Here is a 16,809-nt window from a genome sequence, read left to right on the forward strand (position 1 = left end):
CGTTCAGTTTCCGTCGGCGAGCCACGCCACGATGGATTCCGCGTCTTCGTCGAGCAGCGGCGGGGCATCGTGAGCGGTGCGGGTGGTTTCGACCTCACCGGAGGAATCGGCGTCGAAGAAACGCAGCGGCGGTCCGGGCAGGTCGATGTCGCCGAGCACGGGGTGGTCGACGGAGACCTTGAGTCCCTGGCTGAGTGCCTGCTCCCACTGGTAGACCTCGGGCAGGGTGCGCACCGTGCCGGACGGGATTCCCGCCTCGGTGAGCCTGTTCAGCAGATCGGCTGCGTCGTAGGCAGAGAAGCGGTCTTCGATGAGTTCGATGACGGCGGCGCGGTTGTCCACGCGCTCGGAGTTGACGGCCATGCCCTCGGTGGCGGGATCGATCTCGAAGGCAGTGCAGAACTTCTGCCACAGGTTCTCGTTGCCCACGGAGATCTGCACGGCGCCGTCGCGGCAGTTGAAGAGTCCGTAGGGCGACAGCGAAGGGTGGTGGTTGCCGCCGGGCTGCGGTTCCTGACCGGCGACCGTGGCCCGGGTGCCCTGGAAGGCGTGGACGCCGACCATTCCCGCGATGAGCGAGGTGCGCACGACCTTGCCCTTGCCGGTGCGTTCGCGTTCGAGCAGGGCCGCCAGCACGCCGTATGAGCCGTAGATTCCGGCCAGCAGGTCAGCGATCGGCACGCCCACGCGCTGCATATCATCGGGTCCCGAGCCGGTCAGCGACATCAGCCCGGCTTCGCCCTGGGCGATCTGGTCATAGCCGGCGCGGGAGGCTTCCGGACCGTCGTGGCCGAATCCGGTGATGGACAGGATGACCAGGCGCGGGTTGATCTCCATGCAGCGGGCGGTGGAGAAGCCGAGTCGGTCGAGGACACCGGAGCGGAAGTTCTCGATGAGAACATCGGCGCGTGCGATGAGTCCGGTCAGGGTGTCCTTGCCCGTGTCGGATTTGAGGTCGAGGGCGATGGATTCCTTGTTGCGGTTGCACGAGAAGAAGTAGGTGGCCTGAGGATTGTCCGCAGGCCCGACGAAGGGAGGTCCCCACGACCGCGAATCATCGCCCTTGCCGGGGTTCTCGACCTTGATCACCCGCGCGCCGAGATCGCCGAACATCATTCCTGCATGAGGGCCGGCCAGGGCACGAGAGAGATCGACGACGGTGTATCCGGTCAGGGGGCCTGCCTCGGGTGTCTCGTTCGCCATTCCTAATCCTCCTTGAAGTGGGTGCGTCTCTTGATGAGCATACGCAATCGTGCGACCTCCGCATGGGCGCGGCGACCGTCTGCGTGCTGGATCGCCATCACCGCGCAGGTGGTGCCGTCCGTGAGGTCCAACAGGGGCCACGGATCATCGCCCTCGGGTGAGAACGTCACACCGAGGATCTGTCCCCAGTCGAGCCGACGGGTGCGCACCATGTTCTTGACCACCAGACCGTCCTCGGTGGGCCGGGCCTGGATATCGGAGATGCGCAGCAGGGCGGCTCCGAAGAGAATGCCCAGCAGGTTCATCCATATCATGTCGAGCACTGTCCACGGTTCCCAGTCCACGACGAACAGCGCCACGGACAGGACCGCGAACCCAGCGGTCACGGCAACGGCACCGACGATGCTGACGACGCGCACCTGTCGGGGCCGGAACACGGCCAGATCAGATTCGGCAGGCGCCAATGTTCGTCACCAGAATCGCACGCGCCCCGACTCCGTAGAGCCGGTCCATGACGTTGTTGACTTCCTTCGCTTCGACCATGACGCGCACAGCGACCCACCCGGTCTCCTGCAGCGGGGACACGGTCGGGGATTCGAGCCCCGGGGTCAGCGAGATCGCCTCGGGAACCAGGCGCTGTTCGATGTTGTAGTCGACGAGCACATACTGGCGGGCGACCATGACCGATTCGAGGCGGCGTTTGAGCACGCCGATGCGGGATTCGGCTCCGGCGCGCTGGATGAGCACACCTTCTGATTCGAGCAGCGGCTCGCCGAAGGTTTCGAGTCCCGCGGCGCGCAGCGTGGAGCCGGTCTCGACGACATCGGCGATGGCGTCGGCGACTCCGAGCTGGATGGAGACCTCGATCGCCCCGTCGAGCTGCACCGTGGTTGCCGCGATTCCGCGTCGCTGCAGGTCGGCATCCACGAGGTTCGGGAAGCTCGTGGCGATGCGGGCACCGGCCAGCTGCTCGGCCGAGGTGAACGAGCCGGCGGTGCCGGCGTAGAAGAAGCGCGAGGCACCGAATCCGAGTCCGAGCACCTCTTCGGCTTCGGCCTGTGACTCCAGCAGCAGGTCACGGCCGGTGATTCCGGCGTCGAGGATTCCGGAGCCGACGTAGATGGCGATGTCGCGGGGACGCAGGTAGAAGAATTCGACTCCGTTGACCTCGTCCTGATGGACCAGGGTCTTGGTTCCGCGTCGAGTGGAGTATCCGGCCTCGCTGAGCATGTCGGAGGCGGCTTCGGACAGTGCGCCCTTGTTGGGCACGGCTACACGCAGCATGGGGTCCCTTTGGAGTTCGATGGCGTCGGGTCGGTCAGGTTCGTGGGAGGGTCTTACAGGTGGGTGTTGACGTCGTCGAGGGTCAGTCCCTTGGCGATCATCATCACCTGTACGTGGTAGAGCAGCTGCGAGATCTCCTCGGCGAGCTCTTCCTTGGTTTCGTATTCGGCGGCCATCCATACTTCGGCGGCCTCTTCCACGACCTTCTTGCCGATCGCATGGACTCCGGCGTCGAGTTCGGCCACGGTCTTCGAACCGGTGGGGCGATCGAGGGATTTCTGCTGGAGTTCGGCGTAGAGAGTCTCAAAGGTCTTCACTTCTCCAGCCTAATGCATCTGCATCGGCCGCAGCATTCGGGGTCTCATGTTCTAGAACGCGGCAGGCCGGGTCTCACTGGTGCTGCCGGCGGCTGACCTCAGTCCTCGGGGTCGCGGCCGATGTCGGTGGCCGGACGGTGAGGCGCAGAGATCGTCTGGCGTGACCGTTTCGACCAGTCGATGAGTCCGAGGATGACCATGACGAGGAAGAACAGGTACACGGCTCCGGAGAAGACGAGTCCGCCGGAGATCGCCAGCGGGATGCCGACGAGGTCGACGGCGAGCCAGACGAACCAGAATTCGACGATGGCTCGGCCCTGGGCGTACATGGCCACGATCGAACCGATGAAGATATAGGCGTCGGGGTAGGGGTTCCAGGACCATCCGCCCAGGGCGAGGACCCAGCCGAAGACTCCGGTGCCGATGACGAGAGCTGCGAGCAGGATCGCCCGTTCCTTCCAGCTCGCCCAGCGGACGAGGACTTCACCGGCGGCGGCCTTGGACTTCTTCCATTGCGTCCATCCCCAGACCGCGGCGACGATGATGACGACCTGCCGAGAGGCGTTGCCGCCGAGGCCGGCGGAGAGGCTTGCGGAGAAGAGGAGGATGGAGCCGAGGATCTGCACCGGCCAGGACAGGATGTTCCGGCGCAGCGCCAGGACGACCGTGGCCAGCGCACAGATGTTGCCGAACAGGTCGGAGTACGGCACAGGCTTGCCCAGCAGTTCGAATGCCGGGGTGTTCAACCAGTCGAACAGGTCCATCGCAGGCTCTCTTCAGGTGTGGGCCGTAAGCATAGTTCGGCTCGGTTCGGTCAGTGGGTGTGTGCGGCGGCGAGGGTGCGCAGTTCGCTGATGGCGGCTGCCGCATCGTCGGCTCCGTAGACGGCGGAGCCGGCGACGAGGACGTCGGCGCCGGCGTCGACGACACGGTCGATCGTCGCCGCGGAGACTCCCCCGTCGACCTGCAGTTTGATCTCGAGTCCGGCAGCAGAGATCGCTTCGCGGGTCCGCGTGATCTTCGGCAGGCACACGTCGAGGAACTTCTGACCACCGAATCCGGGTTCGACGGTCATGATGAGGATCTGATCGAATTCGCCGAGGAGGTCGATGAAGGGTTCGATCGGGGTGGCCGGTTTGAGGGCGAGGCTGGCCTTGGCCCCGAGGCGGCGCAGTTCCCGGGCGAGACGGACGGGGGCGGCGGCTGCCTCGGCGTGGAAGGTCACCGAGGCACAGCCGATCTCCGCGTACACGGGAGCGTTGCGGTCGGCATCGGCGATCATGAGGTGGGCGTCGAGCGGGATCGGCGAGATCGCCTGGATGCGTTCGACGACGGGCGGGCCGAAGGTGAGGTTCGGCACGAAATGGTTGTCCATGACGTCGATATGGGCCATATCGGCGGTCCTGATCTTCGTAAGCTCACCGCGCAGATCGGAGAAGTCCGAGGACAGGATGGAGGGGTTGATGTCGATCGACATGGGTCATTTCGCCTTTCGCAGGAGAGCCAGGAACATTCCGTCGCTGTTGTGGACATGGGGCCAGAGCTGGGCGTATCGCCCGCCTTCCCGGGTCACCGACGCGAACGACTCTGCCTCGGTGCCGGTGATCGCCGACAGCGCGGCCGGGGTGTCGAGGACCTCGATGTCCGCGCTTCCCGACTTGGCTCGCAGGCGCAGAACCTCGTCGACGATGAGCACGGTTTCGGCGTAGTGCGGAGAGCACGTCGAGTAGGCGACCACTCCCCCGGGCGCGCAGGCATCGAGGGCAGCGGCGAGAAGTTCGCGCTGCAGTCCGGTCAGGGAAGTGATGTCTTCGGGCCGTCTGCGGTAGCGGGCTTCGGGACGGCGGCGCAGGGCACCGAGTCCGGAGCAGGGTACGTCGACGAGGATCTTCGAGTAGGGTCCGCGGGCGTCGCGTCCGTCGCGGACGGCGGCGATGACGTTGGTCAGCGCCTTGGTGGAGTCGCGGACGAGGTCGACACGGTGCTCGCTGGAGTCGAAGGCCTCCAATGTCGTCGATTCGCCGGCGGCTCTGGCTGCGAGGACGGCGGCCTTGCCGCCGGGTCCGGCGCACAGGTCGGCCCAGGTTCCGGTGGGTGCGTCGATATCGGCCAAAGCGAGGGCCACGAGCGCGGAACCTTCGTCCTGGACGCGGGCACGTCCGTCGGCCACAGCTGCCACGTCCCGGGGAACCGCGGTCTCCAGGGTGACGCCGATCGGTGACAGCGGGGTGGGTTCACCCGGCAGTTCGGCGCGGTCGATGAGTCCGGGCAGGGCGGTCACTCCGACCTTTGCGGGTGCGTTGTCGGCTTCGAGGAGAGCTTCGAGCTCGGCGGCATCGCGGCCATGTCCCTTGAGCGCCTGGTTCAATGCCCGGACGACCCATTCGGGATGGGAGTGTTCGATCGCCAGTCGGGTGGTCTCGTCGGCCTCGGCGGTGACGCGGTCGAGCCACTCGGTGGGTTCGGCTTCCGAGATACGGCGGAGCACGGCATTGACGAATCCGGCGGTCTTCGCCGCCGATCGTTTGACCACGGCCACGGTTTCGGACAGTGCAGCATGGTTGGGCACCCGCATCGACAGCAGCTGGTGGGCGCCGAGCCGCATTGCGGCCAGGGGTTCGGGATCGATCTTGTCGACGGCTCGGGACGAGGCGATTTCGATGACCGCATCGTAGAACTTCTGCCGACGCAGGGTTCCGTAGGTGAGCTCGGTGGTGAAGGCAGCGTCCTGAGCGCCCATATGGGTGCGGGAGAGTTTAGCCGGCAGCAGCAGGTTCGCGTAGGCGTCTTTCGTCGCCACGTCGAGGAGGACTTCCCAGGCGATGCGCCGCGGCAGGTTCTTACCCGCTCGTTCTGTGTTTCGGGGGCCGCCTCGGCGCTGCCCGTGATTGCCGTCGTTTCCGCGGCTGCCGCCTCGGCGGTCTCTGCCTGCTGACTCAGCCATGGCTTTTATGCATCCTCTTCGGTATAGGGGTCGAAGGTCACGTCTCCGCGGCCGCGCAGGAAGTCGGCCGTGGCCATCCGGGCCTTGCCGAAGGGCTGGATCTGTTCGACCCTGACCCAGGCGTCACCGCAGCGCAGCACCGGCTGCTGCTGCCAGGTGGTCAGTTCACCGACGGCCCCAGGGGTCGTCACTTCGGGTGCGGGTGAGAGTCCGAAGAGCTTCGTCCTCTTTCCGTCGAGTTCCACCCATGGTCCCGGTGCGGGACTGGTTCCGCGGGCCCTGTCAATGACCCGGGCGGCCGGAGCGGACAGGTCGAGGTGGGCGTCGGTGACGGTGATCTTCTCCGCATGGCTGGACTCGCCGGTCTGCGGGGTCGGGGCGGCGGTGCCGGCGGCGAGATCGTCGAAGGCGGCGACGAGTTCGGGTGCCCCGCGGCGTGCATAGTCCTCAAGTGCCTCGGCGACGTCCGCGTGGTCGAGCGGCAGTTCGAGTCGGCGCAGCACGGGGCCGGTGTCCATGCCCTCGTCGATGCGGAACACACTGATCCCACTCGTGGTCTCGCCGCCGATGAGTGCGCGTTGGACGGGGGCGGCTCCGCGGTAGGCCGGCAGCAGTGAGAAATGGAGGTTGAACCAGCCGAGTCGGGCGGTGGCCAGTGCGGCGGGTCCGGCGATGGCGCCGAAGGCGACGACGGCGACGGCGTCGACATCGAGTGCCTGCAGCTGTGAGATGACATCGCCGCGCAGACGACCGGCTTCGATGACGGGCAGTCCGAGTTCGAGAGCGCGGGTCTTCACCGGTGACGGGGTGAGGACTCTCTTCCGTCCGACGGGCGCATCGGGTCGGGTGAGCACCGCACGGATGCGGTGGCTCGATTCGGCAAAGGCCTCGAGGGCGGGAACTGCGACATCAGGGGTGCCGGCGAAGACGATATCCACGACTTGGATTCTACTGGTTCGCCGCGCCGTCACAGCGACCGGGGATCGTCGATGCGCACGCGCACCTGCCGTTGCTTCTTGGCGGACCGGGAGGCAATGATCTCGGCCGCTCTCGTTCCGACGCGGTCTCCGGCGGAGAACGGGTAGGCGCTGACGCTGCGCTGTCCGTCCTCGGCGTCCTCACGCAGGAGTTCCTCGACCTCGCCGATCTGTTCGAGCACCTCGTCGATGTCGGCGCCTGCTCCCGTGAGTTCGAGGATCCGTCGGTAGGGCGGGAAGCCGAGTGCCTTCCGGTCGCTCAGCTGTCGTGACATGAAGGTCGTGGGGTCGAAGGCGGTCAGGGTCTGCCGGATGAGTTCGTCTTCGTCGCCGAGGTAGACGGCTCCTCCATCATCGCGGGAACGCACGAGTGAGGCGGCTCGCAGTCGACGTGCCACACTTTCGTCGATCGAGCGCATCCAGGGCCCCGGCCACAGCGAATCCAGAAGGATCGCCGCGGCATAGCCGCCGAGCACATAGGGTTCGGCTCCGGTGGTGGCGACCACGAGTCGCGGGGTCTCGTCGAGGGCAGTGGAGATGTGGTCGCCTCCGGATTCGACGATCTCGATGTCCGGCAGCGCCCGGGCAAGCTCTTCGACGGTGCGGGCCCGGCCGCGCACGATCGATCGCACACGGTTCGACCGGCAGCGCAGGCAGCTGAACGTCTCCGAGTGGAAGCCGCAGGACCGGCAGGCGAAGGGACCGACTTCCGACTGTGTGGTCAGCGTCGCCTGACATTGCGGGCAGCGGGCGACTTCCTGGCAGCGGGCACAGGCGAAGACAGGATAGTAGCCGGAACGCGGCACCTGCACGAGCACCGGACCGGGCACTCCGCCGTCCCGGGGACGCGGGCGCAGCGCCGTTCGCATGATCTGCCAGGCGCGGCTGGGAATGCGCTGCCAGGCGAAGGGGTCCCGGTCCTCATCGGGGACGAAGACGACGGGGGCGGCATGCCGCCTGGCCGGACCGACCGGTGTGACGTCGGCCAGCCAGCCGATCTCGACGAGACGCTGCACTTCGGCGCTGCGGTCGGTGGAGACGAAGAGCAGCTCGGTGTCCTCGATCGTCGACCGCAGCAGGCAGACCTCCCGGGCGTGCGGGTACGGGGCGTGCTGATCGAGATAGTTGAGGTTCGCGTCATCGGTGCAGATGATGAGTCCGAGGTCCGCGACGGGGGCGAAGGCCGCCGCCCGCGTGCCGATCGTGATCCGCGTGTGTCCGAGCAGCCCGCGCAGCCAGGCCTGCCACCGCAGCTCCGGTGACTGGTCGGCGCTGAGCACCGAGACCTCCGCGATCCCAGCGTGGGTGAGAGTCGAATGGAGCACGGCGAGTTCACGATGATCGGGCACAAGCCAGAGCACCGATCGGCCGGCCTCGAGACTCGCCCGTGCGGCATCGAGTCCGGCACGGATCCAGCTGAGACCCGGCGTCGGCCCGGGTGTGCACGCCACGGCTCTGCGCCGAGGCGGGCCCGAGACGTTGTCGACCGTGGGTTCCGTCCCCGCCGCGAGAACCCATTCGCCGAGGCGGCCGAGCAGCTGCGGATCATCCGCCGGCCCGTCGTTCGGTCCGGTCGCTGGGTCCGCGGCGTCGGCATCGGTCTGCGCGGCCGGCTGTCCCGTCTTCTCCGCCTTGAGCACGGCTTTCTCGCCGCGGGCATGACGCGGTGGGATGGCCAGGCGCAGCACATCGGCGAGGGTGCCGCCGTAGCGACGGGCGACGGCGCCGCTCAAGGCGAGCAGATCCGCACTCAGCACCTGAATGGGGCCGCTGATGCGTTGGATCGTCGCCAGCGGACCGAAGTGGTCCGAGGATTCGACGCGTTCGAGCAGATAGCCGTCGCGCAGCTTTCCGGCGAACTTCACCCGCACCCGCACTCCGGGCAGGGCAGCCTCGGCGAGCTTCTCCGGCACCGCGTAGTCGAAGGTCCGCGCCAGGTGTGGGACAGGATGGTCGATGAGCACTCGGGCGACCGGTTCGGTCGGGGCCAGGGGAACCTGGCCCTCGGCCGAGGTGCCGGTGTCGATCGGGAGGGGTTCGTCCACGCCGACGGCAGACTAGTTGGAGGACACGGCGCGCAGCAGATCCTCGGCGCGGTCCGTGACCTCCCAGGTGAAATCGGGCAGCTCACGGCCGAAGTGGCCGTAGGTCGAGGTCTGCGAGTAGATCGGGCGCAGCAGGTCGAGTTCCTGGATGATCATCGCTGGGCGGAGGTCGAAGACCTCGCGGATGGCAGCCGAGATGGCCGCCGGGTCCGCCTTCTCCGTCCCGAAGGTCTCGACGTAGAGTCCCATCGGGTCGACTCGGCCGATCGCATAGGACACCTGCACCTCGGCGCGGTCGGCGAGACCGGCGGCGACGACGTTCTTCGCCACCCAGCGCATAGCGTAGGCCGCCGAACGGTCGACCTTCGAAGGGTCCTTGCCGGAGAACGCACCGCCACCGTGACGGGAGAACCCGCCGTAGGTGTCGACGATGATCTTCCGTCCGGTCAGACCGGCATCGCCCATCGGCCCGCCCGTCACGAAGGGGCCGGCAGGGTTGATGTGGATGTTCGCGCCCGAGGTGTCGAGACCGGAATCGGCGATCACCGGATCGATGACGAGTTCCTTGATCTCCGTGTGCAGCTGAGACTGGCTGGTCTCCGCCGAGTGCTGGGTGGAGACGACGACGTTCTCGATCGACACTGCCTCATCGCCGTCATAGCCCAGCGTCAGCTGGGTCTTCCCATCGGGGCGCAGGTAGTCGAGCCGACCGGACTTGCGCACCGCGGAGAGCTGCTCGGCCATCCGGGAGGCCAAGTGGATGGGCAGCGGCATGAGCACATCGGTGGAGTTGTCGGCATAGCCGAACATCAGTCCCTGATCCCCGGCGCCGAGGCTGGTGCCGTGGTCGGAGGATTCGACGGCCTCGCGGAAGTCCAGCGGATTCGTCACACCGGAGTGGATGTCCGTGGACTGGCTTCCGATGGACACTGAGACTCCGCAGGAGTGTCCGTCGAAGCCGGTGTCCGAGGAGTCGTAGCCGATGCCTGTGATGAGGCTGCGCACGATTCCGGCGACGTCGGCGTAGGCGGCCGTATTCACCTCACCGGCGACGTGGACGAGGCCGGTGGTGACCATGGTCTCCACGGCCACTTTGGCGTTGGGGTCCTGCCGGAGCAGGTCGTCGAGCACCGCATCGCTGATCTGGTCGCAGATCTTGTCGGGATGTCCCTCGGTGACGGACTCGGATGAGAAGAAACGCAGATTTGTGTGTGTCACGTTGTCGATTCTACGTGGGTGATTCGGTCGGAGACGGCCGCGATGACCTTTTGTGAAACATGGTCCTTCGACCCGTGGAATTCCTCACCGACGACGATCTCGCCGCGGTCGGCGGAGATGATCTGGACCATGGTCTCATCGTGGCCGAAGGCGCGGTCGTCGGAGACGTCGTTGAATACGAGAAGGTCGACGCCCTTGCGGTGGAACTTGGCTCGAGCGTAGTCGAGGGCTGCGGTGGCGGCGTCCCCGGTCTCGGCGGCGAATCCGACGATGATCTGATGGCGGAGGCTGGACTGACGGCTGCGTTCGTCGACGAGTCCGCGGAGGATGTCCGGGTTCTGCACGAGACGCAGAGTCAGACCGTCGTCTCCGGACTTCTTCATCTTCGAGTCCGTCGTCTCGGCCGGCCGGTAGTCGGCGACGGCAGCGGCCATGATGATGGCATCAGCCCACACCTGGGCCGAATGCATCGCCGACTGCAGCTCAAGAGTGGATTCGACCGGAGTGATCGTGATGCCCGCAGGCAGTCCCGTCAGCAGACCGGTGTCGATGTTCGCGGCGACGAGTTCGACTGATGCGCCCGCGGCATGGGCGGCCTTGGCCAGCGCGATGCCCTGTTTGCCTGAGGAGCGGTTGCCGAGGAAGCGCACGGGGTCGAGTGCTTCCCGCGTGCCGCCGGCGCTGATCACGATGCGACGACCGGACAGAGCACCGCTGGGGTCAGTGGACGCATCTGCCGAGTCGCCGGCGGTGCCGTCCTTGACCGAGAGCGCGAAGTCGACGATCGCTTCGGGTTCGGGCAGTCGTCCGGGACCGGAATCGGGGCCGGTGAGGCGTCCGACAGCAGGGTCGAGGACATGGACGCCGCGGGAGCGCAGGGTCGCGATGTTGGCGACTGTGGCGGGGTTGAGCCACATCTCCGTGTGCATGGCCGGGGCCACGACCACCTCGGCGGTGGTGGTGAGCACGGAGGCGGTGAGCAGATCATCGGCTCGTCCGGCGGCGATCTTCGCGATCAGATCGGCGGTCGCCGGGGCGATGATGACGAGTTCGGCTTCCTGTCCGATGCGGACGTGATTGACGGTGTCGATCTCGTCGAAGACATCGGTGGTCACGGTCTGGCCGGACAGTGCCTCGAGAGTGGGGGCACCGATGAATTTCAGTGCGTTGGCCGTTGGAACGACCTTGACGCTGTGGTCGAGTTCCCGGAGTCGCCGGATGATGTGTGCCGCTTTGTAGGCGGCGATCCCACCGGCGACGCCGAGTACGATTCTCACTGGTCGCTGAAGTCGATCGCGCCGTCGTTGCTCACAGGAGCGGTGGCTTCGGCCTCGGGTGCGGCCTGGATGAAGTCGGCTTCGGAGACCTCGCGGGCGACGATCTTCGACTCGTTGACCTCACGCAGAGCGATCGACAGAGGCTTCTCGTTGGTGCCCGGCGTGACGAGCGGACCGACGTTCTCGAGCAGTCCCTCCTGCAGCTGGGCGTAGTACGAGTTGATCTGACGGGCGCGCTTTGCCGCGATCGAGACCAGTTCGTACTTCGAACCGGTGACGTTGAGCAGATCGTCGATCGGAGGGTTGGTGATGCCTTCAGGCTGTGCGGGCAAGGAGATTCCCATCTAATCGGAAGTGGATATACCCATCAATGATAGGAGTTCTTCGGCCGCATTGCGAACGTGGTCGTTCACAATGGTCACGTCGAACTCCGATTCGGCGGCCAATTCGCGTTTCGCGGTGGCCAGTCGTCGTTCCTGCTCCTCCTCCGTTTCGGTGCCTCGACCGGTCAGTCGGGAGACGAGTTCGTCCCAGCTGGGCGGGGCGAGGAAGACGAAGCGGGCATCGGGCATCTTCTCTTTGACTTGGCGGGCTCCCTGCAGATCGATCTCCAGCAGCGCGGGAATCCCCTGGTCGAGCTTCTCCTCCACCGGGGCCGAAGGCGTGCCGTAGCGGTGGCGTCCGTGGACGACGGCGTATTCGAGCAGGCGATCCTCGGCGATGAGGGTGTCGAAGGCGTCGTCGGTGAGGAAGTGATAATGGACACCATCGATCTCACCGGGGCGTCTGGGTCGGGTCGTGGCCGACACGGAGAACCAGACCTCGGGGTGGTTCTGCCGAATATAGGTGCTGATGGTGCCTTTTCCGACGGCGGTCGGACCCGCGAGGACGGTGAGTCGATTATTCACAGATCTGAGGTTGTCACACTCAGGAATATTTCTCCAACAGGGCGGACTTCTGGTGGACGCCCAGACCTTTGATCCGACGGGAGGTGGCGATGCCGACCTCTTCCATGGCGGCTTCGGCGCGCCGGTCGCCGACTCCGGGCAGAGCTCTGAGCAGATCGAGCACACGCATCTTCGCCAGTGCTTCGTCGTCTGCTGCCTTCTTGAGCACGGCCGCGAGATCGGTATCGCCGGTCTTCAGCGCCGACTTCACTTCGGCTCGTGCCTGACGTGCCTTGAACGCTTTGTCCAACGCAGCGGAACGCTGTTGCGGGGTCAACGGTTCGAGTGCCACTTTGTCTCCTCTGTCACCATGAACGGGCAGGTAGGGAAGTTGTCTCAGTCTAAGACAAAATCCCTGCCGAGAGGCGATATGAGCAGAAATTTGTGTCGTGGCGAGCCGGAATCCGCCCGTCGACGGAACACCGAAACCGGTGTTCGGACCGCCCCCGCGATCCGAACACCGCTGTTCAGTCGGTGACCGTCAGCGCACGATTGAGCGCGGCGGCGGTTTCGGCCAGACCGTCGGGTCCGGCACCGAGCACCGCCCGGGAGGCGGTGGCGAGCACCTGTCCCGATTCCAGCGCCCGGCCGCCGAAGACCGCCCGCAGCTCGGTCAGGCCCGCACCCTGTGCACCGACGCCCGGAGCGAGGATCGGTCCCCCGCAGTCACTGGGATCGAAACCCAGATCGCGCGCTGCGGTGCCGATGGTCGCGCCGACGACGAGTCCGAAGGGACCGAGCTCGTCGGGTGTCCCCAGTGCCTGAGCATTGCGCTGCCGGACTCGGGACACGATCGATCCGGCCACCGATTCGCGGTCTCTCACGGCATGCTGGACTTCTGCCCCTTCCGGATTCGAGGTCAGTGCCAGGACGAACACGCCCTTGCCGTGAGCGGCAGCGAGTTCGAAGGCCGGCTCCAGAGCGCCGAATCCGAGGTAGGGCGAGACCGTGATCGAGTCCGCGGCCAGCGCCGAGGCAGGGTCGAGGTACGCCTTCGCGTAGGCACCCATGGTCGACCCGATGTCACCGCGTTTGATGTCGAGGACGGTGAGCAGTCCGGCGTCCCTGGCCGCGGCCAGCGTCTCTTCGAGAGCAGCGACTCCGGCGGAGCCGTACTGTTCGAAGAACGCAGACTGCGGTTTGACGGCGGCCACCGAGCCCTTGAGCTCGGAGACCGTGCGGAGGGCGAACTCCCTTACGCCTGCGGCGCTGGCGGGCAGCCCCCAGGAGGCGAGAAGATGCTCGTGCGGGTCGATACCCACACACAGCGGTCCGTGCTCGTCCATGGCGGCTGCCAGTCGGGTGCCGAACATCAGGCGTTCCAATCCTGCAGGCTGCGCACGTCGAACTTCGAGTCGCGGATGACCTCGAGAGAGGTCACGGCGGCGGCGAACTCGGCCAGCGTCGTGATCAGCGGCACGGAGTTCGCGGTCGCCGCGGCTCGGATCTCATAGCCGTCGGCGCGTTCCTGCCGACCCGACGGCACGTTGATGACCATATCGATGGTGCCCGCGGTGAGGTAGTCGATGACCGTGCGGTCTTCGGCATCGGCCTCGAAGTGCTTGTGCACCTGTGTGGTCTTGATTCCGTAGCGGGAGAGCACGGCCGCGGTGCCGGTGGTCGCGACGACGTCGAAGCCCATATCGACGAGCTCCTTGACCGGCAGCACCATGGCGCGCTTGTCCCGATCGGCCACCGACACGAACACGGTGCCCGAGGTCGGCAGCTTCACAGATGCCCCGAGCAGTCCCTTCGCGAAGGCGGTCGGGAAGTTGTGGTCGATGCCCATGACCTCACCGGTCGAGCGCATCTCGGGGCCGAGGATCGAGTCGACGATCTTGCCTTCGACGGTGGTGAACCGTCGGAACGGCAGGACTGCCTCCTTGACGGCGATCGGATGGTCGAGCGGCAGGGTCGAGCCGTCGCCGGCCGCTGCCAGCAGATCTCCGCGCAGATCCTCGATCGTGCGGCCCACGGCGATGAGAGCCGCGGCCTTGGCCAGCTGGGTCGAGGTCGCCTTCGAGACGAAGGGCACGGTCCGCGAGGCACGGGGGTTGGCTTCGATGACGTGGAGGACATCCGCGGCGATCGCGAACTGGATATTGAGCAGTCCGCGTACGCCCACACCTTCGGCGATGGCCTTCGTGCCCTGGCGGACGCGCTCGAGCACGTGCTCGCCCAGAGTCAGCGAGGGCAGTACGCAGGCGGAGTCACCGGAGTGGATTCCGGCTTCCTCGATGTGCTCCATGATTCCGCCGATGTAGACCTCGTTGCCGTCGTAGAGGGCGTCGACGTCGATCTCGATGGCGTCTTCGAGGAAGCGGTCGACGAGGACCGGACGATCGGTCGAGATCTCGGTGGCGCTGGCCATGTAGTCGAGCAGCTGGGTGCGATCGTAGACGATCTGCATTCCGCGTCCGCCGAGGACGTAGGAGGGCCGCACGAGCACCGGGTAGCCGATGTTCTCCGCGATCGCTGCGGCTTCCGCTGCGGTCACTGCGGTGCCGTGCTTGGGCGCGGTGAGTCCGGCCCTCTCCAGCACGGCGCCGAACTCTCCGCGGTCCTCGGCCAGATCGATGGCTTCGGGCTGGGTGCCGAGCACCGGCACACCCGCGGCCTTGAGCTTGTCGGCCAGGCCCAGCGGGGTCTGTCCACCGAGAGTGCACACGACGCCGAGGACCTCGCCGGCGGCGAGTTCGGCGTGGTAGACCTCCATGACGTCTTCGAACGTCAGGGGTTCGAAGTACAGGCGATCGGCGGTGTCGTAGTCCGTCGACACGGTCTCCGGGTTGCAGTTGACCATGATCGTCTCGTAGTCGGCCGACCCGATCGCCATGGTCGCGTGCACGCACGAGTAGTCGAACTCGATGCCCTGGCCGATGCGGTTCGGTCCCGAGCCGAGGATGATCACTGCCGGGCGTTCGCGCGGCATGACCTCGGTCTCGGAGTCATAGCTCGAGTAGTGGTAGGGAGTCTTCGCTTCGAATTCTCCGGCGCAGGTGTCGACCGTCTTGAACACCGGGCGCACGCGCAGCGCATGGCGGATGCCGGTGACGACGCTCGTGTCGAGGCTGCGCAGTCCCGCGATCTGCTCGTCGGAGAAACCGTGGTTCTTCGCGACCCGCAGGACCTGCTCGTCCAGTTCGTCGGCGTCGCGGACATAGGCGGCCACCTCGTTGATGAGCTGGATCTGGTCGAGGTACCAGGGGTCGATCTCGCAGGCGTCGAAGACCTCCGCCGCGCTCAGGCCGGCGGCGAGTCCGCGCTGGACCGAGTGGATGCGGTCGGCAGTTGCGTGCGAGATGGCTTCGAGGACGGATTCGCGGACGTCGTCGTCGGAGACGTCGGGCAGGTCAGTCCAGCTGAACGCGGAGTCCTTCTGCTCGAGTGAGCGCATCGCCTTCTGCAGCGCGGTGGTGAAATTGCGGCCCAGGGCCATGACCTCACCGACGGATTTCATCGTCGTCGTCAGGGTCGGATCCGCGGCCGGGAACTTCTCGAAGGTGAAGCGCGGGATCTTCACGACCACATAGTCCAGGGTCGGTTCGAAGCTGGCCGGAGTGACCTTCGTGATGTCGTTGGGGATCTCGTCGAGCGAGTAGCCGACGGCGAGCTTCGCGGCCATCTTCGCGATCGGGAAGCCGGTGGCCTTCGATGCCAGCGCCGAGGACCGGGAGACGCGTGGGTTCATCTCGATGGTGATGATGCGTCCGGTCCTGGGGTCGACGGCGAACTGGATGTTGCAGCCGCCGGTGTCCACGCCGACGGCCCGGATGATGGCGATGCCGATATCGCGCATCGACTGGTATTCCCGGTCGGTCAGCGTCAGGGCCGGGGCCACTGTGATCGAGTCACCGGTGTGCACGCCGACGGGGTCGACGTTTTCGATCGAGCACACGACGACGACGTTGTCCTTGTTGTCGCGCATGAGCTCGAGCTCGTATTCCTTCCACCCGAGGATCGATTCCTCGAGCAGCACCTCGTGGGTGATGGAATCGGACAGGCCGGCGCCGGCGATGCGGCGCAGATCGGCTTCGTCATAGGCCATACCCGAGCCGAGGCCGCCCATGGTGAACGAGGGGCGGACGACGACCGGGTAGTTGAGCTCCTCGGCGGCGGCAAGGGCTTCGTCGAGGGTGTGGCAGATGGCGGATCTGGCCACTTCGGCGCCGCAGGCCTCGGCGATGTCTTTGAACTTCTGGCGGTCCTCGCCGCGCTGGATGGCGTCGACGTCGGCACCGATGAGTTCGACGCCGTACTTCTCGAGCACTCCGGCGTCGTGGAGGGCGATGGCCGCGTTGAGTGCGGTCTGTCCGCCCAGGGTGGGCAGGAGCGCGTCGGGGCGTTCCTTCTCGATGATCGTCTCGATGACGTCCGGATCGATCGGTTCGACGTAGGTGGCGTCGGCGATGTCCGGGTCGGTCATGATCGTCGCCGGGTTCGAATTGATGAGGATGACGCGCAGGCCCTCGGAGCGCAGCACGCGGCAGGCCTGGGTGCCGGAGTAGTCGAATTCGCAGGCCTGGCCGATGACGATGGGGCCGGAGCCGATGACGAGGACGGATTTGAGGTCGTGTCTCAATGGCATTGGGGGTTC

General features: G+C 66.3%; 16 protein-coding genes. All 16 read right to left on the minus strand.

Features of this window, described 5'->3' with window-relative positions; all coding sequences use genetic code 11:
* Positions 1-3 precede the first annotated feature (3 nt).
* Complete coding sequence (locus HK108_RS03710; protein WP_181270536.1) at positions 4-1,203, minus strand: CaiB/BaiF CoA transferase family protein; 1,200 nt, start codon at positions 1,201-1,203, stop codon at positions 4-6.
* Positions 1,204-1,205: 2 nt separating this feature from the next.
* On the minus strand, positions 1,206-1,640 hold the full coding sequence (locus tag HK108_RS03715) for a PH domain-containing protein (RefSeq protein WP_229663936.1): 435 nt from the start codon (positions 1,638-1,640) through the stop codon (positions 1,206-1,208).
* A gap of 7 nt (positions 1,641-1,647) precedes the next feature.
* Positions 1,648-2,487 carry an ATP phosphoribosyltransferase gene (gene hisG, locus HK108_RS03720; protein WP_172169683.1) on the minus strand — a complete coding sequence of 280 codons (840 nt, stop codon included), beginning with the start codon at positions 2,485-2,487 and terminating at the stop codon, positions 1,648-1,650.
* A gap of 53 nt (positions 2,488-2,540) precedes the next feature.
* A complete protein-coding gene (locus HK108_RS03725; RefSeq protein WP_101544371.1) occupies positions 2,541-2,804 on the minus strand; it encodes a phosphoribosyl-ATP diphosphatase in 264 nt (87 codons plus the stop codon).
* Positions 2,805-2,902: 98 nt separating this feature from the next.
* Complete coding sequence (locus tag HK108_RS03730; protein ID WP_101544373.1) at positions 2,903-3,568, minus strand: nicotinamide mononucleotide transporter family protein; 666 nt, start codon at positions 3,566-3,568, stop codon at positions 2,903-2,905.
* A 50-nt stretch (positions 3,569-3,618) separates the two neighbouring features.
* Entirely contained in the window at positions 3,619-4,281 is a 663-nt protein-coding gene (rpe, locus tag HK108_RS03735; RefSeq protein WP_181270537.1) for a ribulose-phosphate 3-epimerase, read from the minus strand.
* Positions 4,282-4,284: 3 nt separating this feature from the next.
* The gene (locus tag HK108_RS03740) at positions 4,285-5,748 is read right to left on the minus strand and encodes an RsmB/NOP family class I SAM-dependent RNA methyltransferase (RefSeq protein ID WP_172169689.1); all 1,464 of its coding nucleotides are present in this window, start codon (positions 5,746-5,748) and stop codon (positions 4,285-4,287) included.
* 5 nt (positions 5,749-5,753) lie between these two features.
* Positions 5,754-6,686: a methionyl-tRNA formyltransferase gene (locus tag HK108_RS03745; RefSeq protein ID WP_172169691.1), complete on the minus strand. Its 933-nt coding sequence runs from the start codon at positions 6,684-6,686 to the stop codon at positions 5,754-5,756.
* Between the two features lie 29 nt (positions 6,687-6,715).
* On the minus strand, positions 6,716-8,770 hold the full coding sequence (locus HK108_RS03750) for a primosomal protein N' family DNA-binding protein (protein ID WP_139908106.1): 2,055 nt from the start codon (positions 8,768-8,770) through the stop codon (positions 6,716-6,718).
* 12 nt (positions 8,771-8,782) lie between these two features.
* Positions 8,783-9,988: a methionine adenosyltransferase gene (gene metK / locus HK108_RS03755; protein WP_139908107.1), complete on the minus strand. Its 1,206-nt coding sequence runs from the start codon at positions 9,986-9,988 to the stop codon at positions 8,783-8,785.
* Entirely contained in the window at positions 9,985-11,265 is a 1,281-nt protein-coding gene (gene coaBC, locus HK108_RS03760) for a bifunctional phosphopantothenoylcysteine decarboxylase/phosphopantothenate--cysteine ligase CoaBC (protein WP_181270538.1), read from the minus strand. Before coaBC ends, metK begins: the two co-directional genes overlap by 4 nt.
* Positions 11,262-11,597 carry a DNA-directed RNA polymerase subunit omega gene (gene rpoZ / locus HK108_RS03765; protein WP_228281215.1) on the minus strand — a complete coding sequence of 112 codons (336 nt, stop codon included), beginning with the start codon at positions 11,595-11,597 and terminating at the stop codon, positions 11,262-11,264. Before rpoZ ends, coaBC begins: the two co-directional genes overlap by 4 nt.
* A 12-nt stretch (positions 11,598-11,609) precedes the next feature.
* Positions 11,610-12,173 carry a guanylate kinase gene (gene gmk / locus HK108_RS03770; protein WP_181270539.1) on the minus strand — a complete coding sequence of 188 codons (564 nt, stop codon included), beginning with the start codon at positions 12,171-12,173 and terminating at the stop codon, positions 11,610-11,612.
* 19 nt (positions 12,174-12,192) lie between these two features.
* Positions 12,193-12,504 (minus strand): integration host factor, actinobacterial type, encoded by a 312-nt coding sequence (mihF, locus tag HK108_RS03775; protein ID WP_025777825.1) that lies wholly within the window; start codon positions 12,502-12,504, stop codon positions 12,193-12,195.
* Positions 12,505-12,679: 175 nt separating this feature from the next.
* Positions 12,680-13,525: an orotidine-5'-phosphate decarboxylase gene (gene pyrF, locus HK108_RS03780; RefSeq protein WP_172170289.1), complete on the minus strand. Its 846-nt coding sequence runs from the start codon at positions 13,523-13,525 to the stop codon at positions 12,680-12,682.
* Positions 13,525-16,800, minus strand: coding sequence for a carbamoyl-phosphate synthase large subunit (gene carB, locus HK108_RS03785; protein ID WP_181270540.1), 3,276 nt, complete (start codon positions 16,798-16,800; stop codon positions 13,525-13,527). Before carB ends, pyrF begins: the two co-directional genes overlap by 1 nt.
* Positions 16,801-16,809: the final 9 nt, after the last annotated feature.

The organism is Brevibacterium sediminis (assembly GCF_013623905.1).
Lineage (GTDB): Bacteria > Actinomycetota > Actinomycetes > Actinomycetales > Brevibacteriaceae > Brevibacterium > Brevibacterium sediminis.